Source organism: Neisseria sp. RH3002v2f, from assembly GCF_014596375.1.
Classification (GTDB): Bacteria; Pseudomonadota; Gammaproteobacteria; order Burkholderiales; family Neisseriaceae; genus Neisseria; species Neisseria cinerea.
In genome coordinates this window covers 347338-372011 of sequence record NZ_MAYZ01000012.1, presented here as the reverse complement: position 1 = coordinate 372011, position 24674 = coordinate 347338, and the positions used below count along the sequence as shown (strand labels likewise).

Genomic DNA, 24674 nt, shown 5'->3' with positions numbered 1-24674 from the left:
CGGGAGCGCTGATGACCGAAGGCAGCGTGGTTTACCGCGCCACGCAGCTCGGCAGCCAAACCCTGCTCGGCGACATGATGAACGCGCTGTCCGAAGCGCAGGGCAGCAAGGCGCCGATTGCGCGCGTAGCCGATAAAGCGGCGGCGGTATTCGTGCCAACTGTTGTGGGCATCGCGCTTTTGACTTTTATTGTTACTTGGCTGATTAAAGGCGATTGGACGGTTGCGCTGATGCACGCCGTTGCCGTTTTGGTGATTGCCTGCCCGTGCGCGCTCGGTCTGGCGACCCCTGCCGCGATTATGGTCGGCATGGGCAAGGCGGTAAAACACGGCATTTGGTTTAAAGACGCGGCGGCGATGGAAGAAGCCGCCCATGTCGATGCCGTCGTGTTGGACAAAACCGGCACGCTGACCGAAGGCAAGCCGCAGGTTGCCGCCGTTTATTGCGTTCCCGACAGCGGCTTTGACGAAGACGATTTGTACCGCATCGCCGCCGCTGTCGAACAAAACGCCGCTCATCCGCTTGCCCGCGCTATCGTTTCTGCCACCCAAGTGCGCGGTTTGGACATTCCTGCCGCACAAAACGCGCAAACGGTTGTCGGCGCAGGCATTACTGCCGAAGTGGAAGGCGTGGGTTTGGTGAAAGCGGGTAAAGCCGAATTTGCCGAACTGACCTTGCCGAAGTTTTCAGACGGCGTTTGGGACATTGCAAGCATTGTTGCAGTCTCGGTCGATAACAAACCTATCGGCGCATTCGCACTTGCCGACGCGCTGAAAGCCGATACCGCCGAAGCTATAGGCCGTCTGAAAAAACACAATATCGATGTTTACATCATGAGCGGCGACAACCAAGGCACAGTCGAATACGTCGCCAAACAACTGGGCATCGCACACGCCTTCGGTAATATGAGTCCGCGCGACAAAGCCGCCGAAGTGCAGAAACTCAAAGCCGCCGGCAAAACCGTGGCGATGGTCGGCGACGGCATCAACGACGCACCTGCGCTCGCCGCCGCCAACGTCAGCTTTGCGATGAAAGGCGGCGCAGACGTTGCCGAACACACCGCATCCGCCACGCTGATGCAGCATTCGGTCAACCAGCTCGCCGATGCCCTACTGGTGTCGCAGGCGACTTTGGAAAACATCAAGCAAAACCTGTTTTTCGCCTTCTTCTACAATATCTTGGGCATCCCACTTGCCGCGCTCGGCTTTTTAAATCCCGTCATCGCAGGCGCGGCAATGGCGGCAAGCTCGGTTTCCGTGTTGAGCAATGCCTTGCGCCTGAAACGGGTAAAAATCGATTAGCAGCATGTAACCGCCCTGCAGCCTTGTCCGAACAGATAAGGCTGCCTCCAGCGATATGGTAATATGCCGTCTAAAGCCGTTTTTCAAATAATTGATATGAATACAGAAACCCGTTTTCCGGAACACTTCGACATCCCACTTTTCCTCAAAAACCTGCCCAACCTGCCCGGCGTATACCGTTTTTTCGACGAAGGCGGCAACGTTTTATACGTCGGTAAAGCGGTCAACCTCAAGCGGCGCGTGTCCGGCTATTTCCAAAAAAACGACCATTCCCCGCGCATCGCATTGATGGTGAAACAGGTTCACCACATCGAAATCACCATCACGCGTTCCGAAGCCGAAGCCCTAATTCTCGAAAACAACTTCATCAAAGCCCTGTCGCCCAAATACAATATTCTTTTCCGCGACGACAAAAGCTATCCCTACCTCATGCTCAGCGGACATCAATATCCGCAGATGGCGTATTACCGCGGCACGTTGAAAAAGCCAAACCAATACTTCGGCCCGTATCCCAACAGCAACGCCGTGCGCGACAGCATCCAAGTCCTGCAAAAAGTATTCATGCTGCGCACCTGCGAAGACAGCGTGTTCGAACACCGAGACCGCCCTTGCCTGCTGTACCAAATCAAACGCTGCACCGCGCCCTGCGTCGGACACATCAGCAAAGAAGACTACCGCGACAGCGTGCGCCAAGCCGCCACCTTCCTCAACGGTAAAACCGACGAACTGACCCGCACCCTGCAACACAAAATGCAGACCGCCGCCACCAACCTGCAATTTGAAGAAGCAGCCCACTACCGCGACCAAATCCAAGCGCTCGGCATCATGCAGAGCAACCAGTTCATCGACAGCAAAAACCCCAACAACCCCAACGACATCGACCTGCTCGCGCTCGCCGTTTCAGACGGCCTCGTTTGCGTACACTGGGTCAGCATACGCGGTGGGCGGCACGTCGGCGACAAAAGCTTCTTCCCCGACACCAAAAACGACCCCGAACCAAACGGACAAGACTACGCCGAAGCCTTCGTTGCCCAACACTATCTGGGCAAAAGCAAACCCGACATCATCATCAGCAACTTCCCCGTCCCCGACGCCTTGAAAGAAGCCTTAGAGGGCGAACACGGCAAACAAATGCAGTTCGTGACCAAAACCATAGGCGAACGCAAAGTCTGGCTGAAAATGGCGGAACAAAACGCACAAATGGCGATTGCCCAACGCCGCCTGCAACAAAGCAGCCAGCAACACCGCATCGACGAGTTGGCAAAAATCCTGAACATGAATTCAGACGACCTCAACCGCCTTGAATGTTTCGATATCAGCCACACGCAAGGCGAGGCCACTATTGCGTCCTGCGTTGTGTACGATGAGCAAAACATCCAGCCTTCGCAATACCGCCGCTACAACATCACGACTGCCAAACCCGGCGACGACTACGCCGCTATGCGCGAAGTCCTGACGCGCCGTTACGGCAAAATGCAGGAAGCCGAGGCCAACGGCGAAAGCGTCAAATGGCCGGATGTCGTGTTGATTGACGGTGGCAAAGGGCAAATCGGCGTAGCCGTATCGGTATGGGAAGAACTCGGGTTGCACATCCCCTTGGTCGGTATTGCTAAAGGTCCCGAGCGCAAAGCCGGCATGGAAGAACTTATCCTCCCGTTCACCGGAGAAACCTTCCGCCTGCCGCCCAACAGCCCCGCCCTGCACCTTCTGCAAACCGTGCGTGACGAATCGCACCGTTTCGCCATCACGGGCCACCGCAAAAAACGCGACAAAGCCCGCGTTACCTCGTCCCTCAGCGACATCCCCGGCGTAGGCAGCAAACGCCGCCAAGCCCTACTCACCCGCTTCGGCGGCCTGCGCGGCATCGTTGCCGCCAGTAAAGAAGATTTGGAACAAGTCGAAGGCATCAGCAAGGCATTAGCGGAAACCATTTACGAGCATCTGCATTAGCATCGGTCAAAGACAAAATCCGTCTGTAAAAATATGATATAGTAAAACCAGGTTACCACCCTGAACCTAACTTGATAACAAATAATAATGATTCGGCACAGCGGAAAACCATCTGACATGAACAATCCTGACTTACTCTATCATCAAGCCTTAGAATGCCTGTCTCAAGAACAATTTGACTTTAGCGAAGTCCGCCGCCTGCTTACAGAGGCAGCATCGGCAGGTCATACGGCCGCAGCATTCGAGTTGGCAAAACACCTGCTTGATACAAACAGCCCGTACCAAGACTGCAAACAGGGTATGGAAATGCTCCGCATCGCCGCCGAACAGGGGCATTCCTATGCACGTTACAATTTGGCATATATCCAAGAATTGGAAGGCGCATCCCCTGAAACCCTGAAACCGCTTTACAGATCGTTGGCAGAGGAAGGGCTGCCTGAAGCACAAGTCCGCCTGATGTACCTGCTGTATGCGTCCCGACATTTTGAAGAAGCCCTGAAATGGGCAAAAACGACCGCAAAAAACAACAACCCCCATGGACAATATCTGCTGGCCCAATACTGCCAGTACGGTACGCCACCGGATTTTGAAACGGCACACCTTCTCTACCGCGAGGCTGCAGCACAAGGCTTGGCGGCGGCACAATGGCAGCTCGGCCTTCAATACCGTTTCGGACAAGGTACACCAACCGACACGACCCAAGCCATCAATCATTTGCGCGCCGCCGCACAACAAGGATACATTCCCGCCTACACCCCGCTTGCCGAGCTCATCCTACCTACGGCTCCCGATGAAGCCGTTCACTGGTTTCAACAGGCCGCACAGGAAAATGACCATAAAGCTCATGCCGCACTTGCCGACATCTACCTACAAGGCAAGCATCTGGAAAGAAACCACGAACTTGCCCTACGTCATGCCGAAGCAGCCGCAGCCGAACGTCATCCCGAAGGTTTGCGAATACTGGGCGACATCTACCGCTACGGTCTGGGCATCGCTTCCGATAAAGAAAAAGCCCGGCATTATTACCGGCAGGCAGCCGAAGCAGGCAGCCTTGCCGCGCATCAGAAACTCGTATCCGACAGCGCGTTAAACCATCCCGAGCAATATGGCGGCATCAAAGATTCCGCCATCAAATGCCAAAGAGCAGAGCAGCTTTATCAAAAAGCCCAAGCCCTTCATTACGGATTACAATGCACACCCGAATACGCAACGGCGCTCAAACTCTACACAGAAGCAGCAGAACTCGGCCACAGCAAAGCCCAAACCAATCTGGGCAGCATGTATTACTTCGGACAGGGTATGGACGCCGACTACAATGAAGCACGCAAATGGTTTGAAAAAGCCGCCGCGCAAAAAGACAGCATGGCACTTTACAACCTCGCCTGCATCCATTACAACGGACAAGGCGTCGAACCGGACAACGAAAAAGCCTGCCTCTACCTGCAAGAAGCCATAAACAGCGGACACGAACAAAAAAGCTTTCTGCAAGAACTGTTGCAACAGTGGCAAAATGCCGTCTGAACACCGGTACATTTACCCCACAAAAACGAAACAGGTATAATCGCCCCTTTCCCTTCCCGCCGTCCGAACAGACATTTCACATTCAGACGGCATCCTGATTGCACAACCGCACGAAAGCATTATGACAGACACCGCCGAAAACCAAACACAAAACAACTGGCAAGCCGAACATCCCCGCAGCATCCGCAGTTTTGTCCTCCGCCAAAGCCACATGACCGCCGCACAGCAACGCGCCATCGATACCTTATGGGACAGCTTCGGCATCGACTACCAAGCAACATCGGCCGATCTTGATGCCCGTTTCGGAAGCAGCCGACCTAAAATCCTCGAAATAGGCTTCGGTATGGGGACGGCAACCGCAGAAATTGCCCGCAGGCTGCCCGAAACCGACTTTCTCGCCATCGACGTACACGGTCCCGGCGTAGGCAATCTGCTCAAACTCATAGACGAAAACCATTTGGAAAATATCCGCGTGATGAGGCACGACGCCGTAGAAGTTGTCGAAAATATGCTGCAAGACGGCTCACTCGACGGCATCCACATATTCTTCCCCGACCCGTGGCACAAAAAACGCCACCACAAACGCCGCCTGATACAAACCCCCTTCATCTCCAAACTGCTGCCCAAACTCAAAACCGGTGGCTATATCCACCTAGCGACAGACTGGGAAGAATATGCACAGCAGATGCTTGAAGTCCTCAGCAGCTTCGACAGCCTGCAAAATACGGCGGCAGACTACGCCCCCACCCCGGACTACCGCCCCGAAACCAAATTCGAAGCGCGCGGCAAACGCCTTGGACACGGCGTTTGGGACTTGGTATTCAAACGGATCGGATAACAAACTGCCGTTTGAAAATGCCGTCTGAAGCACGTTTGCTTACAGACGGCATTTTTTCAAGATAAAGCAGCGAGTGATGTTTCGATATAAAGTTTAAAACAATAGTTTGAACGGCAGAACGCGTGTGTACCGCACGCATCCTTGTAGGTTTTAACCTGCACATCGGTTTTAAAGTTTGTGCCGCCTGCAGGCGGGGGGTGTGGTGCAGCCATACACGCGGTAGATAAGGATACAGCTTGCTTCCAGTTAAAAAGTAATCTCTATCAAAATTTACAGCAAGCCGTAACACACATAAAATCTTTAGTTTTCCGTATGTCGGATTCTTGAATCCGACATTACTTTAATCGTATTCAATAGAAAAGTCTGCATTGCCGCCACTCCAATTATGCGGATAAATACCCTGTTTGACATAACGGTGAAACGTAGAAAACCGCCAATCGGAAATTTGTCCTACATAGCCATGTTTGACCGGATTGAAATGCAGATAATCAAAATGGCAGGCAAAATCGGCCTCATCGCGGATAGTATGTTCCTAAAAGCGTTTTTGCCAAAGCCTGAGATTGCCGCCGATTAAATATTGGTAAAAAAGGAAAGCCTACAAGTTTAAAATTTAAATTCCCAGCTAAAGAGGTTTTACTATGAATAAAGAAACAGCAGAAGAAATACAATACGGATTTGAATATTTGACCTTTGATGATCTTTTACTCCGATATCTTTTGCACCACTAGGGAGCGAACCGCAAACATGGCAATGGCAATTTGCAGTTGAATTTATATATCGACTATTAGTATGTGAATTGGCTATTTTATGACCTTTTACATTTGATAAAAAACAAGAGATATTCATGTTTTGCCAAGAATTTGCAAAACAAAATCCTTTTGGTATGGAAAATAATGAATTATGGTATTCTGGGGAAATTACATTAACAAAAAAAGGTTTGAATTTAGTTAAATTTTATATTCCCGAACTATTCGAATGCGAAGATTTGCCATTTGAGCTTAATCATTCGTTCATTCTAGCGCTAGAATCTATTTTTTCAGATTATGAAGTTCCATGGGAGGAAAATAATCCATTAATACCTATAAAAATATTAGATAATAAATAAATTACGTAGGTAGGCTCAAAATTTCTTCAGAGACGATTAAGAAGCAAGCTATAGCCCGTATGAAATCTAAACTCAACAAGTAAGCCGTAGCCCGCATAAAATCTTTAGTTTTCCGTAGGTCGGACTCTCGAATCCGACATTTTGGGCATTGCTGCAATGGATTGCAATGACGGGAACGTTAAAGATTTTGTCGGATACAAGTATCCGACAAAATCTTTAACTACGTTTGCTAGGATTGTTTAGGGAGCAATTTAATACCAGCTACTTCCAATCTTTCCTCCGGTCGCCCTACCATAAAATCCCAACCATCTGGCATTTTACTCTTCAATCCTGCTCCTGATTTAGCATCTAAGTATCCAGCCTCTTCCAGAGTAATACGTGCTACTTTCCAATTTTTCTGAAGTGCTGTAGCTAATTCTTCATCAGAATAATCTTTTTGTTTAATCAATTTATCTAACTCATCAATCATATAAGAGCAGGGAACTACATGCTCGAGACGACATCGATCTGTAGTAGCTGCTGCTTTTTCTGACTCACCCAAAAACACAAAAGAATCTTCTTTGTGCAACATATGTTCAAAAATTCTTGAATTGTACCCAAGACGAATTTGATTGGTTTCATTTTGGAATTCAATTAAGTTTCTGAAATGTTTAATTAATAACAAACAAGTTTGAAAGACAACTTCTTGAGTCCGTTTTTCTAGATTTTCCATTACATAATCCTTTCTAAAATTTCAAATATTAAAATTATCACTCCGCCCCAAACAACAACCCTTCTTTAATCCCCCGAATTCTATCACGAAGAACAGCAGCCTCTTCAAACTGCAAATCCCTAGCCGCCTGCTGCATGGCTTTTTCCAGTTTCGCGATTTCTTTAACCGCGTCTTCTTCGTTATGGATTTCGCCGACTTTAACTTTGTTTTTGCCTTTCAGACGGCCTTTGCCACCGTCTTCTTCGTGGTACACACCGTCGATGATGTCTTTGACCTGTTTTTTAATCTGTTGAGGTACGATGCCGTGTTCTTCGTTGAATTTAATCTGTTTTTCGCGGCGGCGTTCGGTTTCGTCGATGGCGGCTTTCATGGAGTCGGTGATTTTGTCGGCGTACAGGATGGCAACGCCGTTCACGTTGCGCGCGGCGCGGCCTATGGTTTGAATCAGGCTGCGGTGGGAGCGCAGGAAGCCTTCTTTGTCGGCGTCGAGGATGGCGACGAGGGAGACTTCGGGGATGTCGAGGCCTTCGCGCAAGAGGTTAATGCCGACGAGTACGTCAAACAGTCCAAGCCGTAAATCTCTAATGATTTCAACGCGCTCTACAGTGTCGATGTCGCTGTGCAGGTAGCGCACTTTAATGCCGAGTTCACTGTAATAGTCGGTGAGTTGCTCCGCCATGCGTTTGGTGAGGGTGGTAACGAGTACGCGTTCGCCTTTTTGGATGCGGTCGTTGATTTCGCTCATTAAGTCGTCGACTTGGGTGGCAACGGGGCGGATGATGATTTTGGGGTCGACCAGCCCGGTGGGGCGGACGACTTGTTCGACCACTTGTCCGGCGTGTTCTTCTTCGTATTTGGCGGGGGTGGCGGAAACGAAGACAGTTTGCGGCATGATTTTTTCAAATTCGTGGAATTTGAGCGGGCGGTTGTCGCGGGCGGAAGGCAGGCGGAAGCCGTAGTCCACGAGGTTTTGCTTGCGCGATGCGTCGCCTTTGTACATGCCGCCGATTTGGGTTACGGTAACGTGGCTTTCGTCGATGAACATGATGGCGTTATCGGGCAGGTAGTCCATCAGTGTGGGCGGCGGTTCGCCTTCTTTTTTGCCGGAGAAGTGGCGGGAGTAGTTTTCGATGCCTTTGCAGAAGCCCATTTCGTAGAGCATTTCGAGGTCGAAGCGGGTGCGCTGTTCGATACGTTGTTGTTCGACGGGGCGTTGTTCGCGGGCGAAAAATTCGATGCGTTCGCGCAGTTCTTCTTTGATGGATTCGCAGGCGCGCAATACGGTGTCGCGCGGGGTAACGTAGTGGCTGGACGGGAAGACGGTGTAGCGGCCGACGCGCTGGTGCAGGCTGCCTGAAAGCGGGTCGAACATATCGAGGCGGTCGATTTCGTCGTCAAACAGGCTGATGCGCAAGGCGTTTTCGGAGCTTTCGGCGGGGTACACGTCAATCACGTCGCCGCGCACGCGGAAGCTACCACGTTTGAAGTCCAAATCGCCGCGTTCGTACTGCATGGAAACGAGCGTGGCGATGATGTCGCGCTGCTCAATGGTGTCGCCTTCTTTGACGGACAACACCATTTGTTGATACTCGGTCGGGTCGCCGATACCGTAAATGGCGGACACGGTGGCGACGATAATCACGTCGTCGCGCGTCATCAGGTTTTTGGTGGCGGAAAGGCGCATTTGCTCGATGTGTTCGTTGATCGCGCTGTCTTTTTCGATGAACAAATCGCGGCTGGGCACGTAGGCTTCGGGCTGGTAATAGTCGTAGTAGGAGACGAAATACTCCACCGCGTTTTCGGGGAAAAACTCGCGCATTTCGGCATAGAGCTGGGCGGCAAGGGTTTTGTTGTGCGCCATGATGATGGCGGGTCGGCCGCTTTGCGCGATAACGTTCGCCATGGTGTAGGTTTTGCCCGAACCGGTTACGCCGAGCAGGGTTTGATAAGCCAGGCCGTCTGAAAGTCCTTCGAGCAGGCCGGCAATGGCGGTAGGCTGGTCGCCGGCGGGCGGGAAGGGTTGGTGGAGTTTGAAGGGGGAATCGGGGTATTGGATGACTTCCATAATCTTGCCTGTGATGTCTAGGACGTGAGAAGTAGGTGAAAAGATATGCGCTGGCGTTTCAGACGGCATAAGGCGGTGAAATCCTGAATGTATACCGTCTGAAACCCAATCGCTACCCAAGTAAATGCCGCGCGGTTTATATTCCGGCAAAAAACCGGTCATAATCCGTATTTTCCAACATAATATGCCGTCTGAAATCCTTTCAGACGGCATCGTCAAAACCTACTTCTTATCTTTCTTATCTTTATTTGAAACCGGCTTTTTCGCCGCCAGCCCCAAAGACTTCTGCCACTGTTCGGGCGACTTGACCAAATCCAAAGCCTTACGCAACTGCTCGTCTTTGGCAGGGTTGGGAATCCGCCTTGAAGACAAATCCTCATCCTTTTTCTTTTTGCCTTTTTCTTTTGCAGCGGGTTTATCCGCATTTTCTTCAACCGGCACGGCAAGGGTTTCACTATTGACATCCTCGCCGCCCAGAGGATTGCCGATGTGTCCGACCAAATCCGCCTCGCGGCTTTCAAAAGCACGTTCCTTATCTTTTACTTCGACATCGGGAACAATCCCCTGCGCCTGAATAGACCGGTCGTTCGGCGTATAATACAGTGCCGTTGTCAGCTTGACAGCGCTGCCGTTGGACAAGGGAATCAAAGTCTGAACCGAACCTTTGCCGAAGCTCTGCGTACCGACGATAACCGCGCGTTTATGATCCTGCAATGCACCTGCGACAATCTCCGACGCGGAAGCCGAACCGGAATTGACCAATACCGTCATCGGAATCGTTTTCAACTCGGCAGGAATACCCGCCAGTGGGTCGGTACCCATGCTTAAAATATAATCTTCCGGTGCCGCCTTGAGCACCATACCTTCCTTACCGTCCCGCCCCTTCGTACTGACGACGACCGCCTCGGACGGCAGGAATGCCGCCGATACACCGACCGCGCCGTTCAAAAGACCTCCCGGGTCGTCCCGCAAATCCAACACCAGCCCTTTGAGCGGTTTTCCTTTATTTTCCTTGACCAGCTCTTTGGCTGCCGAGTTCACGCCTTCAACCGTCCGCTCTTGGAACTGGGAGACGCGGATATAGCCGTAATCCGGTTCAAGCAAATGATGACGGACACTTTTTACTTTAATAATGGCACGCGTCAGGTTGACGACGACCGGTTTGTCGGCATTTTTACGCGACAGTGTCAAAGTAATCTTCGTACCCGGCTTGCCCCTCATTTTTTTAACCGCTTCGCTGACTGTCATCCCGCGCGTCGAAACATTATCGATTTTCACAATGAAGTCGCCGCTTTTCACCCCTGCCCGTTCCGCAGGCGTATCCTCAATCGGTGCGATAACTTTGACAAATCCGTCTTCTTGACCGATTTCCATGCCTAGGCCGCCAAACTCCCCGCTGGTAGACTCCTTCATTTCCGCATAACCTTTTTTATCCATATATTCGGAATGCGGATCCAAATCGGCAACCATACCCTTCATTGCACCTTCGAAAAGATCGGCATCGGGTTTATCCTGATAGTAGTTTGCCTTAATCTGACCGTAAACCTCCGCCATTGTGCGGATGGATTGTACCGGCAAGACTTCGTTATCCCGCTTGTCCTTCTCGGCGGCAAAACCCTGCACGGCCAAACTGGCGGCTACGCCGCTGATTGCGCCCAGGGTATAAAGTGCGATTTTCTTAAAAACAGGTTTCGACATTCTTCTTTAACTTTCTCTCTTGATTTCCTAAAAACGGAAACGCAACTATTAAAAACGGCAGGATTTGCGGAACGTAATGCGTTGCACCGGACAGTTCGCACAAAACCCGCCGTTTCATATTGTCTCAATCAACGTATCCAGCTCGAAGGGTTCAATACCTGCCCTTCATAACGTATTTGCAGGTAAAGCCCCTCTTCTCCGTCCGGCAACGATCCGCTCGTCCCGATTTTGCTTCCGGACGCAACGGAATATCCTTTGCCGACTGAAATTTCACTTAAGCCGGAATAGATGCTGATATAGTTCTCGCCGTGGTCGACCACAACCACTTTACCGTAGCCGTCCAATTCATCCGCATAACTCACCGTTCCGGCCGCGATACTTTCAACAGGTGCCGGAGCAGTAGAATAAAATACGCCTTTCCAAACATCGCCACCGTTGCGGTTTTTCCCGAACAGCCCCGTCGGCACACCAGCAACCGGTTTTTTCAATCGCCCCTGCATACGGCCGAAACCGTTGGCACTGCCGATACCCATGACTGCAGGTGCTTGGATGTTCTTATCTTCGGCAGTCAGGTTAGACATTGCCGCACGCCGCGCTTCAGCCTTCTGCTGTACCGCTTCTTTTTCTTTTCTGGCCTTTTCGGCTGCCGCCAACCTGGCTTCAGCCAATTTTCTTTTTGCTTCGGCGTCTTGAATACGGTTAGCAGCTTTTTTCTTTTCCAAGTTGCTCAAAAGATCATTCAGCTGCTGCTCGTGTTCTTTCTGCTCCACCATTTTTTGAGCATCTTTGGCGATTTTGGCGTTTTGCCTGCGGCTCTCAGTCTGTTCCGCAGCATCGGTTACACCTTGTTTTTTCAGGAGTGATTGGACGTTTGCCTGAATTTTCTTCAAACGGGCAAGCTCATTGTTGATTTTCTGCTCTTGTACCGCCAAAGCCTTCTGCTGTTTTTCCAAATCTTTGACGACTTCCTGATTGGAAGCGTTTACATAACGCGTATAACGCAAAAAGCGGTTTTTCTGACCCGGTTCGGCGTTTTTCAGGAACAGGGCGACCGCATTGGGTTGGCTGTTCTTATAATTGCCCGACACGAAACGGGAAATCTGCGCCTTCGTGCCGGCAACTTCCGTTTTCAAACGGTTCAGGTCGGCATTTAATTTTTGAAAATCGTCCCATGCCTCACGCTGCTTGCGGTTGACGGAAGCAAGGCTGCCCCGGGCCTGACGGATGCGTTCTTGGCGGATGCGCTCTTCCTGAAGCTGCTTGAGCGAGGTGCTGACATGAATCAGAAGCCCTTCGCTCTGTTTAAGCAAAGCTTTTTTGTTTTCAACGTCATTAGTTGCGGTTGCGACGGCGGCCTTCAGTTCGTCCGAATCGGTGTTTTCCGCTTTTTGCTTATCGGATTTGCCGTTTTTCTCTTGCACGGGCTTTTTATCTTGCCGTACGGCCTTGCCTTCTTTAGCGGTATGGTTTTTTTTATTTGCCCGAACCGTATCATCAGTATCCTTGTCAGCCGCCTTATCGTCTTTTACCGGTTTTTTGCCACCTTTATGCAGACGGCCACCCTCGTCCTTGCCCTCTTTCTTGACCTGTTTGCTTTCGGTTTGTACTTTTATGCTTTTTTCTTTGGATTCGGCAACCGGTTTGACATGTGTTTTTTTACTTTCCGCCTCCGGTTCTTTGACCCGATTCCGACCTTCGCGTTGCGAATGCTTGGATGCATCCGCTTCTTTTTCTGCGCCTTTACTGTTTTTAAGCAGTTTCTTGGATTCCCTTCCGTCCCTTACCGCTTCTTTGCCGTCTAATTTTTTATCTTTTACGGCGTTTTTTCCTTTCTCTTTCTTGCCTTCCTCAGCCTTGGCGTGTTCCTTTTTATTTTTCTCCTGTTTTTTTACTTCGGCAGAACGGCTATTCGCCGTATTGCCGGCAGCAATGACGGGGGCGGAAAAAACAAGCATCAGGGCAAGCAGAAGAGGTTTGTATTGCATGGTTCGACTTTCAGGAAAAGTTGGATAACGCTGAAGGCTGCACAAAAGCAGCCGGACGCTCGGATTATACTGTCAGTTATGCCGTCTGAAAATGCTGTTTTCCCAATATTGCACCTTCTTTGCAAGGATACTTGCAATCGGCACGAACAGCCTTATATTGCCTAAGTGTAATTTTAATCATTCTGCAAACATCATGAACAAACTCCTCCTTTTGCCGGCCGTTTTTTTATTGGCAGCCTGCGGCGGTAATGAAACCGATAAAATCGGACGGGCAAGTACCGTTTTCAATATGCTGGGAAAAAACGACCGTATCGAGGTGGAAGGATTTGACGATCCCGACGTCCAGGGCATTACCTGTTATATTTCATATGCAAAAAAAGGCGGCTTGAAGGAAACGGTCAATTTGGAAGAAGACGCATCCGATGCTTCTGTTTCATGTACCCAGACTGCGCCTTCGGTTTCTTTTGACGAAACCGCCGTACGCAAACCGAAAGAGGTGTTCAAACGCAGCGCCAGCTTTGCTTTTAAAAGCCAGCAGATTATCCGTTATTACGATCCGAAACGTAAAACTTTCGCTTATTTGGTTTACAGCGATAAAATCGTCCAAGGTTCTCCGAAAAATTCCTTAAGTGTGGTTTCCTGTTTCGGCAGTAACCTGCAAACCGATATGCCTCAAGCGGACACTTCCGGCAAAATGATTGCCGGGGCCTGCATGATTTCCAACCCGATAGAAAATCCCGACAAACGCTGATATGAATCTGTCCAACCACTTTCTTGTTGCCATGCCCGATATGGAAGATGCTTTTTTTGCGCAATCGGTCGTCTATATCTGCAAACATGATAACGACGGCGCCATCGGCATCGCCATCAACAAACCTTCCCCGATTACCATGGATCTGATTTTCTCTGCCACCGGCAAAAACATCCCTTTCCGAATGCAGCACGACAGCGTTATGATGGGCGGCCCGGTGCAAGTCGAGCGAGGTTATGTCGTGCATACCCCTATCGGCAGCTGGCAAAGCAGTATCGGCGTTTCGGACAATATCGCGCTGACTTCTTCCCGAGACGTGATTGAAAATATTTCAAGCGAAGGCGCGGTTGACAAAATATTAGTCAGTATCGGCTATTCAAGCTGGGGAAAAGGCCAGCTCGAACGCGAGCTTGCCGACAATGCATGGCTTACCGTTCCTGCCGACGAACATATCCTGTTCGATATCCCATACGAACAACGCTATGCTGCCGCATTTGCCAAACTCGGTATCGATCCGATCGCCTTGATTTCCGGAGTCGGCCATGCATAAAGCACCCCAAGGTACAGCATTGGCATTCGACTTTGGGGAAGCGCGTATCGGCGTGGCACAAGGAGACTCGGAAGTAGGGCTATCCCATCCTTTGAGCACCGTTACCGGCAGCAGCAACGATGAAAAGTTCGCGGCAATCGCCAAACTGGTTCAAGAATGGCAGCCGCGTTATTTTGTCGTCGGTCTGCCTGTCCATACCAACGGCACGGAACACGAAATGACGCATCTGTCCCGCAAGTTTGGACGCAGGCTTCACGGCAGATTCGGGCTTCCTGTCTATTGGGTGGACGAACGCCTCTCGTCCGTCTATGCGGAAGGCCTGCTTTCAGAAGCGCAAGTTTTTGGCAAAAAAAGGAAATCCGTTCTCGACCAAGTAGCCGCACAGGCAATCCTGCAAAGTTTCTTTGAAGGTGGTTCGGAAGAATTTTTCAACGGACGGGACGAATAAGTCTGCCTTATTTTCGGGCTACCGTAAAAAAAGCTTCTGTAAACCCGTCCAATTCCAGTTCCAATCTGTCCCCCTCGCTGATTTTCCCCACGCCCGAAGGTGTTCCGGTAAATACCAGATCACCTTTTTTCAAGCCATAGGACAGAACCAGCTCGCATAAAACCATCCTGAGTGGGTAAATCATCATTTCCGTGTTGCCCCGCTGCCTCAATATACCGTTCTGCCTCAATGAAAAAAGGAAGGATTGGCTAGAAACCTTGCTCGCCGCCACGAAATCCGAAACACATGCAGAATGCCTGAATCCCTTTGCCTTCAACCAAGGCAGCCCTTTTTCCTTCAGACGGCATTGGATATCCCTTGCCGTAAGATCCAACCCTACACCATATCCTGCGACACATCCCAAAATATCTTCACCCTCGCCCATGCCGTCTGAATCCTTACCGACCAGCAACACAAGCTCGCACTCAAAATGTACATCCCTACTGAACTCGGGCAGCAAGATTGTACCGCCACTGTTCAAAATGCTGCCTGACGGCTTCATAAACACCACAGGTTCAGAAGGTATTTCGTTTTTTAACTCTTCGATATGTGCGGCATAGTTCCTGCCGATACAGAAAATATTGCCGACCTCGACTGCTTCTCCTTCTAAAAATACTGAAGCCACTTCACTTTCTCCCCAAATAAAAATGCCGTCTGAAATTATTTTCAGACGGCATTTGACCAAGCTTACGCATTTAATGAAGCTGTTACACGCGCAACAATTTCCCCGATCGGAACCGATTGCGCTTCGTTATCGCGGCGTTCGGCGTATTCGACATTACCTTCCTTCAAGGCGCGGTCGCCGATGACGATGCGGTGTGGAATGCCGAGAAGCTCTGAGTCGTTCAGCAGCACGCCTGCGCGTTCGTCGCGGTCGTCGAGGAGGACGTCTGCACCTGCCGCCAGCAGTTCGGCGTAGATTTTGTCGGCGGCTTCGCGTACGGCGTCTGATTTTTTGTAGTTCATCGGCACGATAACGACTTCAAACGGCGCCATTGCTTTGGTCCAGATGATGCCTTTTTCGTCGTTGTTCTGCTCGATGGCGGCGGCAACGACGCGGGTAATACCGATGCCGTAGCAGCCCATTTCCATGATTTGGGATTTGCCGTTATTGTCCAAGAAGCTGACGTTCATGGCTTGGGTATATTTGTCGCGCAATTGGAAAACGTGGCCGACTTCGATGCCGCGCGCCAGTTTCAGACGACCTTGTCCGTCGGGGCTTTCGTCGCCTTCGACGACGTTGCGCAAATCGACAAACTCGGGCTCGGCGGTGTCGCGGCCGAAGTTGAAGCCGGTATAGTGGTAGTCGTCCTCGTTCGCGCCGATAACCCAGTCTGCGCCTTTTTCGGTAGCAAAATCGGCATAGACTTTGCCTGTGAAGCCGACGGGGCCGAGCGAACCGCCGTTTGCGCCGAACTGCGCACGGATGGCGGCAGGGTCTGCCATGGTCAGCGGAGATTTTACGCCTGCAAGTTTTTCGGCTTTGATGCCGTTGAACTCATGGTCGCCGCGCAATAGCAATAAAACGATTTCGCCTTCGTTTTCACCTTCGACCACGATGGATTTGAGTGTCTTTTCAATTGAAATTCCGAGGAAATCAACCAATGAACCAATGGTTTTGACGTTCGGTGTGTGTACTTTGGTCAGCTCTGCCTGAGCGGTTGCGCGTTCGCCTTTGAGCGGCAAGGTCGGTGCCAGCTCGATATTGGCGGCGTAATCGGAAGTGTCGCTGTACGCAATAACATCTTCGCCGCTTTCCGCCAACACTTGAAACTCGTGCGAACCAGTACCGCCGATGCTGCCAGTGTCTGCGGCGACGGGGCGGAATTCCAAGCCCAGACGGGTGAAGATGCGGCAGTAAGCGTCGTACATGGCATCATAGGTCGTCTGAAGCGAGGCGTAGTCGGCATGGAAGGAATAAGCGTCTTTCATGACGAACTCGCGTGCACGCATCACGCCGAAGCGCGGGCGCACCTCATCGCGGAATTTGATTTGGATGTGGTAAAAGTTTTTCGGCAGCTGTTTGTAGCTGTTGATCTCTTTGCGCACGATGTCGGCGATGACTTCCTCGCAGGTCGGGCCCATGCAGAAATCGCGGTCATGGCGGTCTTTCAGGCGCAGCAACTCTTTACCGTAAAATTCCCAGCGGCCGGATTCCTGCCACAGCTCGGCAGGCTGCACCACCGGCATCAGCAACTCCACGCTGCCCGCGCGCGCCATTTCTTCGCGCACGACGTTTTCGACTTTGCGCAACACGCGCAGCCCCATCGGCATCCAAGTATAAAGGCCGGACGCGTTGGCCTTAATCAGACCGGCGCGAATCATGAGCTTGTGGCTGGCAAGCGCGGCTTCGGCAGGGGCTTCTTTCAGGGTGGAAATGAAAAATTGGCTGGCTTTCATAAAAGTATTTTTCCAAACAGGCAATTCAAAAAATAAAGCAGGATTGTAACGCGAAAAAAGTAAATTTTGCATCAACTGCCAAAATTTTGGTTTTACTATTCGCAATGATAAATACCAAACCGGACTCCCAACTTGCAAAAAATACGCCAATAAACATCAAATTATGATAACTTATTGATTTTAATATATTAAATTATGCCTAATTTTTAATCACAATAACCGTACATTTGTTGTGTAAGACTTTTTTAACACTACCCTTGGCTTATCAACACGGTTATCCACAAAGCTTGTGTATAGATTTCCATCCCAAATAAATTACCCTTAGGCAGATATGATTCGATTTCACTCAATTCTCGAAAAATTTAAATCAAAAACAGATAAAATATTTACGAAATCAAACAAACTTATTTAGTACCCCTGTTTTATAGGGGAAAACCCGTCCGAGGAAGCACGGTTATTTGCCAGCAGACCCGATTGCTGATAGGATTTCATGTGGAACAGACCAAACGTTTTTTCAAGTTTTCCCTTGTTTCCAAGATTTTTTTAATTTTTTGAAAACATTAAACTTAAATTATCGCGTTTCGGTTTAGTTTGAAAATTTTCGTTTTTGCTTATTTTCTTTCACAAACGAAAATAAAGGGGCAAACTACACCCGCCCTACCGATTAAACACTCAACACAAAGGATAGATACTATGTCCACCCAATTACATGATGTTGACCCTATCGAAACCCAAGAATGGTTGGATGCGTTAAGCTCCGTTCTCGAATATGAAGGAGGCGAACGCGCACAATACCTGTTGGAGCATCTGGTTAAATACAGCCGCGACAAAGGCGTTCGTATGCCTCACGGCACAACCACGCCGTATTTGAATACTATTTCTGTTGAAAACGAAAAAGGTATTCCGGGCGATCAAAACATCGAACACCGCATCCGTGCATTCGTGCGCTGGAACGCTGCCGCCATCGTATTGCGCGCCGGTAAAAAAGATTTGGAACTGGGTGGGCACATCGCATCTTTCCAATCCGCAGCAACTATGTACGAAGTGGGTTTCAACCATTTCTGGAAAGCCAAAGGCGAAGGTGAAGAAGGCGATTTGGTATTCTTCCAAGGCCACGTTGCGCCGGGTATCTACGCACGTGCATTCGTCGAAGGTCGCCTGACCGAAGACCAACTGAATAATTTCCGTCAGGAAGTCGATGGTCACGGCCTCCCTTCTTACCCTCACCCGCACCTCCTGCCCGACTTCTGGCAGTTCCCGACCGTGTCCATGGGTCTGGGTCCGATTATGGCGATTTACCAAGCACGTTTCCTGAAATACCTGGAATCCCGTGGTCTCGCAAAAACCAAAGGCCGCAAAGTATGGGTATTCTGTGGCGACGGCGAAATGGACGAACCTGAAAGCCAAGGTGCTATTGCCCTGGCAGCACGCGAAGGTTTGGACAACCTGGTATTCGTCATCAACTGTAACCTGCAACGTTTGGACGGCCCAGTACGCGGTAACGGCAAAATTATTCAAGAACTGGAAGGCAACTTTGCCGGCGCCGGTTGGAATGTTGTGAAAGTCATCTGGGGTCGCCGTTGGGACCGCCTCTTGGCAAAAGATAAAGACGGCATCCTGCGCAAACGTATGGAAGAATGCCTGGACGGTGACTACCAAACTTATAAATCCAAAGACGGCGCATACGTTCGCGAACACTTCTTCAATACCCCTGAACTGAAAGCATTGGTCGCAGATATGACCGATGACGAAATTTGGGCATTGAACCGCGGCGGTCATGACCCTCAAAAAGTGTACAACGCTTACGACCGCGCTGCGAACCACGCCGACGGAAAACCTACTGTAATCTTGGCAAAAACTATTAAAGGTTACGGTATGGGCGCATCCGGCGAAGGTCAAAACGTTGCCCACCAAGCCAAAAAAATGGACAAAGCATCTCTTAAACAATTCCGTGACCGCTTTGACATTCCTGTAACTGACGAGCAAATCGACAGCGGCGACCTGCCTTACCTGACTTTTACTCCCGACAGCGAAGAATACAAATACCTGCACGCACGTCGCGAATCTTTGGGTGGCTACCTGCCTCAACGCAACCCAACCCAAGAAGTTCTGGAAGTACCTGAACTGTCAGCATTTGATGCCCAACTGAAATCCAGCGGTGACCGTGAATTCTCCACCACCATGGCTTTCGTACGCATCCTGTCCACTTTGCTGAAAGACAAAAAAATCGGCAAACGCGTTGTACCTATCGTTCCTGACGAAAGCCGTACTTTCGGTATGGAAGGCATGTTCCGCCAATACGGTATTTGGAACCCTAAAGGCCAACAATATACTCCTCAAGATAAAGACCAACTGATGTTCTATAAAGAATCCGTCGACGGTCAAATCTTGCAAGAAGGTATTAACGAGCCGGGCGCAATGGCTGACTGGATCGCAGCTGCAACCAGCTACGCCAACAGCAACTTTGCGATGATTCCGTTCTACATCTACTACTCTATGTTCGGTTTCCAACGTATCGGCGACTTGGCATGGGCTGCCGGCGATATGCACGCACGCGGCTTCCTGTTGGGTGGTACTGCCGGCCGTACAACGCTGAACGGTGAAGGTCTGCAACACGAAGACGGCCACAGCCATATTCAAGCAGATTTGATTCCAAACTGTGTAACTTACGATCCAACCTTCCAATACGAAGTAGCCGTTATCGTTCAAGACGGTCTGCGCCGTATGTATGCCAATAACGAAGACGTGTTCTACTACATCACCCTGATGAACGAGAACTACGCTCACCCGGATATGCCTGAAGGCGCAGAAGAAAACATCCTGAAAGGTATGTACCTGCTGAAAGCCGGCGGCAAAGGCGATAAGAAAGTACAGTTGATGGGCTCCGGTACCATCCTGCAAGAAGTCATTGCCGGTGCCGAATTGCTGAAAGCCGACTTCGGCGTAGAAGCAGACATCTGGTCTTGCCCATCTTTCAACCTGTTGCATCGCGACGCTATCGAAGTGGAACGCTTCAACCGCCTGAATCCTTTGGAAACTGCAAAAGTACCGTTTGTTACTTCTCAGCTGCAAGGTCATGACGGTCCGGTTATTGCCGCTACCGACTATATCCGCAGCTATGCTGACCGTATCCGTGCCTATATCCCTAACGATTACCACGTCTTGGGTACTGACGGCTTTGGTCGCTCCGACAGCCGTGCCAACCTGCGCCGCTTCTTCGAAGTGGACCGCTACAACGTTGCCGTTGCCGCATTGAGCGCATTGGCCGAGCAAGGCAAAGTCAGCAAAGAAACTGTTCAACAAGCCATTGAAAAATATGGTATCAAAGCCGATTCAGCTCCTAGCTGGAAACGCTAATTGATGTTTCAGACGGCCTGTTTGCTTCATGCCAACATTAGGCCGTCTGAAAACCAAATACTTAAATGGTTTGAACAGACAAACTGTACCGATGCCGTGTGAAACAGTTTTCAGACGGCATCAAACTGAAAATATTAAAGGAACTCAAATGAGTATCGTAGAAATCAAAGTCCCTGATATCGGCGGTCATGAAAACGTCGACATCATCGCTGTAGAAGTCAAAGTAGGCGACACTATTGCCGTTGACGACACCCTGATTACATTGGAAACCGACAAAGCCACTATGGACGTACCTGCCGATGCAGCCGGCGTCGTGAAAGAAGTTAAAGTTAAAGTTGGCGATAAAATCTCTGAAGGCGGCGTTATTCTGACCGTTGAAACCGGTGCTACCGCTGCTGATGCTGCTCCGGCCCCTGCAGCAGAAGCTCCTGCTGCTCCAGTTGCGGCGCCTGCAGCCGCTCCTGCCGGTGGTGCTACTGTACAAGTTGTTGTACCTGATATCGGCGGCCACTCTGACGTAGATGTTATTGCCGTTGAAATCAAAGTTGGCGACACTGTTGCCGTTGACGACACCCTGATTACTTTGGAAACCGACAAAGCCACCATGGACGTACCATGTACCGAAGCCGGTGTGGTTAAAGCCGTATTCCTGAAAGTTGGCGACAAAGTATCCGAAGGCTCCGCCATTATCGAAGTAGAAACCGCCGGTTCCGCCGCAGCTGCTCCGGCTCCTGCCGCTCAAGCTGCCGCACCTGCACCAGCCGCCGCTCCGGCTCCTGCTGCTCCCGCACCAGCCGCTGCGCCTGCTCCGGCTGCACCTGCAGCTGCCAAAATTGACGAAGTTGCATTTGCCAAAGCACACGCCGGTCCTTCCGCGCGCAAACTGGCTCGTGAATTGGGCGTAGATTTGGGTCAAGTCAAAGGTACCGGTCTGAAAGGCCGTATCATGGGCGAAGACGTTAAAGCCTTCGTTAAATCCGTTATGCAAAGCGGTGCAGGCAAACCTGCTGCTGCCTCTTTGGGCGGTGGTCTGGACTTATTGCCATGGCCTAAAGTTGACTTCTCTAAATTCGGCAGCGTCGAAGTTAAAGAACTGTCTCGCATTAAGAAAATTTCCGGTCAAAACCTGTCCCGCAACTGGGTAGTTATCCCTCACGTTACCGTACACGAAGAAGCGGACATGACCGAATTGGAAGAATTCCGCAAACAACTGAACAAAGAATGGGAACGCGAAGGCGTGAAACTGTCCCCATTAGCGTTCATTATCAAAGCCTCTGTTGCTGCTCTGAAAGCCTTCCCTGAATTCAACGCTTCTCTGGATGGTGACAACTTGGTGCTGAAAAACTACTTTAACATCGGTTTCGCAGCAGACACGCCAAACGGCTTGGTTGTTCCAGTAATTAAAGACGTGGATCAAAAAGGCTTGAAACAAATCAGCCAAGAGCTGACCGAATTGTCTAAAAAAGCCCGCGAAGGCAAGCTCAAACCACAAGAAATGCAAGGCGCATGCTTTACCATTTCCAGCTTGGGCGGTATCGGCGGTACAGGCTTCACACCAATCGTGAATGCTCCTGAAGTTGCTATCTTGGGCGTGTGCAAATCCCAAATCAAACCGGTTTGGAACGGCAAAGAATTCGCTCCTCGCCTGATGTGCCCGTTGAGCCTGTCCTTCGACCACCGTGTTATCGACGGTGCCGCCGGTATGCGCTTCACCGTATTCCTGGCTAACCTGTTGAAAGACTTCCGCCGCATTACCCTGTAATCCGAGCATTTTCAGACGGCCTGTATAGAAAGGCCGTCTGAAAAAAGAAGTCCGAACATCATTCAGAAAGATTAGACATGAGCTTAGTTGAATTGAAAGTGCCCGACATTGGCGGTCACGAAAATGTAGATATTATTGCGGTTGAAGTAAATGTGGGCGATACCATTGCTGTGGACGATACCCTGATTACTTTGGAAACCGATAAAGCGACTATGGACGTACCTGCCGAAGTTGCAGGCGTAGTCAAAGAAGTTAAAGTTAAAGTAGGCGACAAAATCTCTGAAGGTGGCTTGATTGTTGTCGTTGAGGCCGAAGGTGCAGCTGCTGCTCCTAAAGCCGAAGCACCTGCTGCCCCTGCACAAGAAGCACCTAAAGCAGCCGCTCCTGCTCCTCAAGCTGCTCAATTCGGCGGTTCTGCCGATGCCGAATACGACGTAGTCGTATTGGGTGGCGGCCCTGGCGGTTATTCTGCTGCATTTGCCGCTGCTGACGAAGGCTTGAAAGTTGCCATCGTTGAACGTTACAAAACTTTGGGCGGCGTTTGCTTGAACGTCGGCTGTATCCCTTCCAAAGCCCTGTTGCACAATGCTGCCGTTATCGATGAAGTACGCCACTTGGCTGCCAACGGTATCAAATACCCTGAGCCTGAACTCGATATTGACATGCTGCGCGCCTACAAAGACGGCGTGGTTTCCCGTCTGACCGGCGGTTTGGCAGGCATGGCTAAAGGCCGCAAAGTAGATATTATCCAAGGTGACGGCCAATTCTTAGATCCGCACCACTTGGAAGTTTCTCTGACGACCAGCGAAGTGTACGAACAAGCGACTCCTACCGGTGAGAAAAAAATCGTTGCCTTTAAAAACTGTATCATTGCAGCAGGCAGCCGCGTAACCAAATTGCCTTTCATCCCTGAAGATCCTCGAATTTTCGACTCCAGCGGCGCTTTGGCTCTGAAAGAAGTACCGGGCAAACTGCTGATCATCGGCGGCGGTATTATCGGTCTTGAAATGGGTACGGTTTACAGCACTCTGGGTTCTCGCTTAGATGTGGTTGAAATGATGGACGGCCTGATGCAAGGCGCAGACCGCGACTTGGTTAAAGTATGGCAAAAACAAAACGAATACCGTTTTGACAACATCATGATCAACACCAAAACTGTTGCTGTCGAGCCTAAAGAAGACGGCGTTTACGTTACCTTTGAAGGTGCAAATGCGCCTAAAGAACCACAACGTTACGATGCCGTACTGGTTGCCGCCGGTCGTGCGCCTAACGGCAAACTCATCAGCGCAGAAAAAGCCGGTGTTGCCGTTACCGATCATGGCTTCATCGAAGTTGACAAACAAATGCGCACCAACGTGCCGCACATCTACGCTATCGGCGATATCGTCGGTCAACCGATGTTGGCACACAAAGCCGTTCACGAAGGCCACGTTGCCGCTGAAAACTGTGCCGGCCACAAAGCCTACTTCGACGCGCGCGTCATTCCGGGTGTTGCCTACACTTCTCCTGAAGTGGCATGGGTTGGTGAAACCGAATTGTCTGCCAAAGCATCAGGCCGCAAAATCACCAAAGCCACCTTCCCATGGGCTGCTTCCGGACGTGCGATTGCTAACGGCTGCGATAATGGCTTTACCAAACTGATTTTTGATGCCGAAACAGGCCGTGTTGTCGGCGGCGGTATCGTCGGCCCCAATGGCGGCGATATGATTGGCGAAGTCTGCCTGGCCATCGAAATGGGCTGTGATGCGGCCGATATCGGCAAAACCATCCATCCGCACCCAACCCTGGGCGAATCCATCGGTATGGCTGCGGAAGTATCCTTGGGTGTATGTACCGACCTACCTCCTCAAAAGAAAAAATAAACCTGATGCTCTAAGCAGCCGATAAGGTTTATCCGAACAAATGCCGTCTGAACCCCTCAGACGGCATTTTTATTTGGCTGCATTTTAATAATCATTTGATTTCAACTGGTTGCAAGGGAAAAGACGATTATTTTCCGGTTAGGCAAAAACCTATCCTATTGAATACCTTGAAGCTAAGCATGCCTATCGACACCATATTAAAATACAGCCTTTTATTTTTCCTCCATGCTTTCCAAGCACAGATTTCAACCGGATTTCAATAGTTCCCTTACCCCGTCTGAGTTCCATATCTAAACACTGGAAGCGTATCCTGATATCGGATTAGAGACA

General features: G+C 50.4%; 17 protein-coding genes and 1 pseudogene. 11 read left to right on the top strand and 7 right to left on the bottom strand.

Annotated elements, in window-relative coordinates; translation table 11 throughout:
• The 4 genes from BBW69_RS02555 to trmB all read left to right on the top strand — a co-directional run.
• On the top strand, positions 1–1301 hold a 1301-nt coding region (locus tag BBW69_RS02555), incomplete at its 5' end, for a heavy metal translocating P-type ATPase (protein WP_188210297.1).
• A gap of 63 nt (positions 1302–1364) precedes the next feature.
• A complete protein-coding gene (gene uvrC / locus BBW69_RS02550; protein ID WP_188210296.1) occupies positions 1365–3251 on the top strand; it encodes an excinuclease ABC subunit UvrC in 1887 nt (628 codons plus the stop codon).
• A 117-nt stretch (positions 3252–3368) separates the two neighbouring features.
• A complete protein-coding gene (locus tag BBW69_RS02545) occupies positions 3369–4772 on the top strand; it encodes a tetratricopeptide repeat protein (protein WP_188210295.1) in 1404 nt (467 codons plus the stop codon).
• Between the two features lie 121 nt (positions 4773–4893).
• A complete protein-coding gene (gene trmB / locus BBW69_RS02540; RefSeq protein ID WP_188210294.1) occupies positions 4894–5610 on the top strand; it encodes a tRNA (guanosine(46)-N7)-methyltransferase TrmB in 717 nt (238 codons plus the stop codon).
• Between the two features lie 340 nt (positions 5611–5950).
• On the opposite strand, the pseudogene BBW69_RS02535 reads toward trmB, so the two are convergent.
• Positions 5951–6190, bottom strand: a pseudogene (locus BBW69_RS02535) (transposase); the annotation flags it as partial.
• A 264-nt stretch (positions 6191–6454) separates the two neighbouring features.
• On the opposite strand from BBW69_RS02535, the gene BBW69_RS09970 reads away from it, so the two are divergent.
• Complete coding sequence (locus BBW69_RS09970; RefSeq protein WP_223169910.1) at positions 6455–6715, top strand: hypothetical protein; 261 nt, start codon at positions 6455–6457, stop codon at positions 6713–6715.
• Positions 6716–6944: 229 nt separating this feature from the next.
• On the opposite strand, the gene BBW69_RS02525 is transcribed toward BBW69_RS09970, so the two are convergent.
• The 4 genes from BBW69_RS02525 to BBW69_RS02510 form a co-directional block, all read right to left on the bottom strand.
• Positions 6945–7427 (bottom strand): hypothetical protein, encoded by a 483-nt coding sequence (locus tag BBW69_RS02525; protein WP_003710116.1) that lies wholly within the window; start codon positions 7425–7427, stop codon positions 6945–6947.
• Between the two features lie 37 nt (positions 7428–7464).
• Complete coding sequence (gene uvrB, locus BBW69_RS02520) at positions 7465–9492, bottom strand: excinuclease ABC subunit UvrB (RefSeq protein ID WP_188210311.1); 2028 nt, start codon at positions 9490–9492, stop codon at positions 7465–7467.
• A gap of 222 nt (positions 9493–9714) precedes the next feature.
• Positions 9715–11190: a S41 family peptidase gene (locus tag BBW69_RS02515; protein ID WP_188210293.1), complete on the bottom strand. Its 1476-nt coding sequence runs from the start codon at positions 11188–11190 to the stop codon at positions 9715–9717.
• Positions 11191–11318: 128 nt separating this feature from the next.
• Positions 11319–13175: a murein hydrolase activator EnvC gene (locus tag BBW69_RS02510; RefSeq protein WP_188210292.1), complete on the bottom strand. Its 1857-nt coding sequence runs from the start codon at positions 13173–13175 to the stop codon at positions 11319–11321.
• Between the two features lie 193 nt (positions 13176–13368).
• On the opposite strand from BBW69_RS02510, the gene BBW69_RS02505 reads away from it, so the two are divergent.
• Genes BBW69_RS02505 through ruvX form a run of 3 tightly spaced genes read left to right on the top strand, consistent with a single transcriptional unit; the run spans position 13369 to position 14924 of the window.
• Complete coding sequence (locus tag BBW69_RS02505; RefSeq protein WP_107960304.1) at positions 13369–13926, top strand: CreA family protein; 558 nt, start codon at positions 13369–13371, stop codon at positions 13924–13926.
• A 1-nt stretch (position 13927) separates the two neighbouring features.
• Positions 13928–14476 (top strand): YqgE/AlgH family protein, encoded by a 549-nt coding sequence (locus tag BBW69_RS02500; RefSeq protein WP_188210291.1) that lies wholly within the window; start codon positions 13928–13930, stop codon positions 14474–14476.
• Entirely contained in the window at positions 14469–14924 is a 456-nt protein-coding gene (gene ruvX / locus BBW69_RS02495; protein ID WP_188210290.1) for a Holliday junction resolvase RuvX, read from the top strand. Before BBW69_RS02500 ends, ruvX begins: the two co-directional genes overlap by 8 nt.
• A gap of 7 nt (positions 14925–14931) precedes the next feature.
• Here ruvX and BBW69_RS02490 read toward each other — a convergent pair whose 3' ends face one another.
• Both BBW69_RS02490 and BBW69_RS02485 read right to left on the bottom strand, forming a co-directional pair.
• Positions 14932–15588, bottom strand: coding sequence for a fumarylacetoacetate hydrolase family protein (locus tag BBW69_RS02490; protein ID WP_188210289.1), 657 nt, complete (start codon positions 15586–15588; stop codon positions 14932–14934).
• 62 nt (positions 15589–15650) lie between these two features.
• Entirely contained in the window at positions 15651–17363 is a 1713-nt protein-coding gene (locus BBW69_RS02485; protein ID WP_188210288.1) for a proline--tRNA ligase, read from the bottom strand.
• Positions 17364–18056: 693 nt separating this feature from the next.
• Between BBW69_RS02485 and aceE the strand changes: the two genes are divergently transcribed.
• From aceE to lpdA, 3 genes are all read left to right on the top strand, one after another.
• Entirely contained in the window at positions 18057–20720 is a 2664-nt protein-coding gene (gene aceE, locus BBW69_RS02480) for a pyruvate dehydrogenase (acetyl-transferring), homodimeric type (protein WP_107997022.1), read from the top strand.
• A 148-nt stretch (positions 20721–20868) separates the two neighbouring features.
• A complete protein-coding gene (gene aceF, locus BBW69_RS02475; RefSeq protein WP_188210287.1) occupies positions 20869–22482 on the top strand; it encodes a dihydrolipoyllysine-residue acetyltransferase in 1614 nt (537 codons plus the stop codon).
• Positions 22483–22559: 77 nt separating this feature from the next.
• Positions 22560–24344, top strand: coding sequence for a dihydrolipoyl dehydrogenase (gene lpdA, locus BBW69_RS02470; RefSeq protein ID WP_188210286.1), 1785 nt, complete (start codon positions 22560–22562; stop codon positions 24342–24344).
• The last annotated feature ends 330 nt before the right edge of the window (positions 24345–24674 follow it).

Bases quoted from the DNA above. Each gene is read 5' to 3' on its own strand.
- aceF (WP_188210287.1), top strand. From the start codon at position 20,869: ATGAGTATCGTAGAAATCAAAGTCCCTGATATCGGCGGTCATGAAAAC.
- trmB (WP_188210294.1), top strand. From the start codon at position 4,894: ATGACAGACACCGCCGAAAACCAAACACAAAACAACTGGCAAGCCGAA.
- BBW69_RS02525 (WP_003710116.1), bottom strand. From the start codon at position 7,427: ATGGAAAATCTAGAAAAACGGACTCAAGAAGTTGTCTTTCAAACTTGT.
- uvrC (WP_188210296.1), top strand. From the start codon at position 1,365: ATGCCGTCTAAAGCCGTTTTTCAAATAATTGATATGAATACAGAAACC.
- BBW69_RS02515 (WP_188210293.1), bottom strand. From the start codon at position 11,190: ATGTCGAAACCTGTTTTTAAGAAAATCGCACTTTATACCCTGGGCGCA.
- BBW69_RS02505 (WP_107960304.1), top strand. From the start codon at position 13,369: ATGAACAAACTCCTCCTTTTGCCGGCCGTTTTTTTATTGGCAGCCTGC.
- BBW69_RS02545 (WP_188210295.1), top strand. From the start codon at position 3,369: ATGAACAATCCTGACTTACTCTATCATCAAGCCTTAGAATGCCTGTCT.
- lpdA (WP_188210286.1), top strand. From the start codon at position 22,560: ATGAGCTTAGTTGAATTGAAAGTGCCCGACATTGGCGGTCACGAAAAT.
- aceE (WP_107997022.1), top strand. From the start codon at position 18,057: ATGTCCACCCAATTACATGATGTTGACCCTATCGAAACCCAAGAATGG.
- BBW69_RS02500 (WP_188210291.1), top strand. From the start codon at position 13,928: ATGAATCTGTCCAACCACTTTCTTGTTGCCATGCCCGATATGGAAGAT.
- BBW69_RS02510 (WP_188210292.1), bottom strand. From the start codon at position 13,175: ATGCAATACAAACCTCTTCTGCTTGCCCTGATGCTTGTTTTTTCCGCC.
- BBW69_RS02485 (WP_188210288.1), bottom strand. From the start codon at position 17,363: ATGAAAGCCAGCCAATTTTTCATTTCCACCCTGAAAGAAGCCCCTGCC.
- BBW69_RS09970 (WP_223169910.1), top strand. From the start codon at position 6,455: ATGTTTTGCCAAGAATTTGCAAAACAAAATCCTTTTGGTATGGAAAAT.
- ruvX (WP_188210290.1), top strand. From the start codon at position 14,469: ATGCATAAAGCACCCCAAGGTACAGCATTGGCATTCGACTTTGGGGAA.
- uvrB (WP_188210311.1), bottom strand. From the start codon at position 9,492: ATGGAAGTCATCCAATACCCCGATTCCCCCTTCAAACTCCACCAACCC.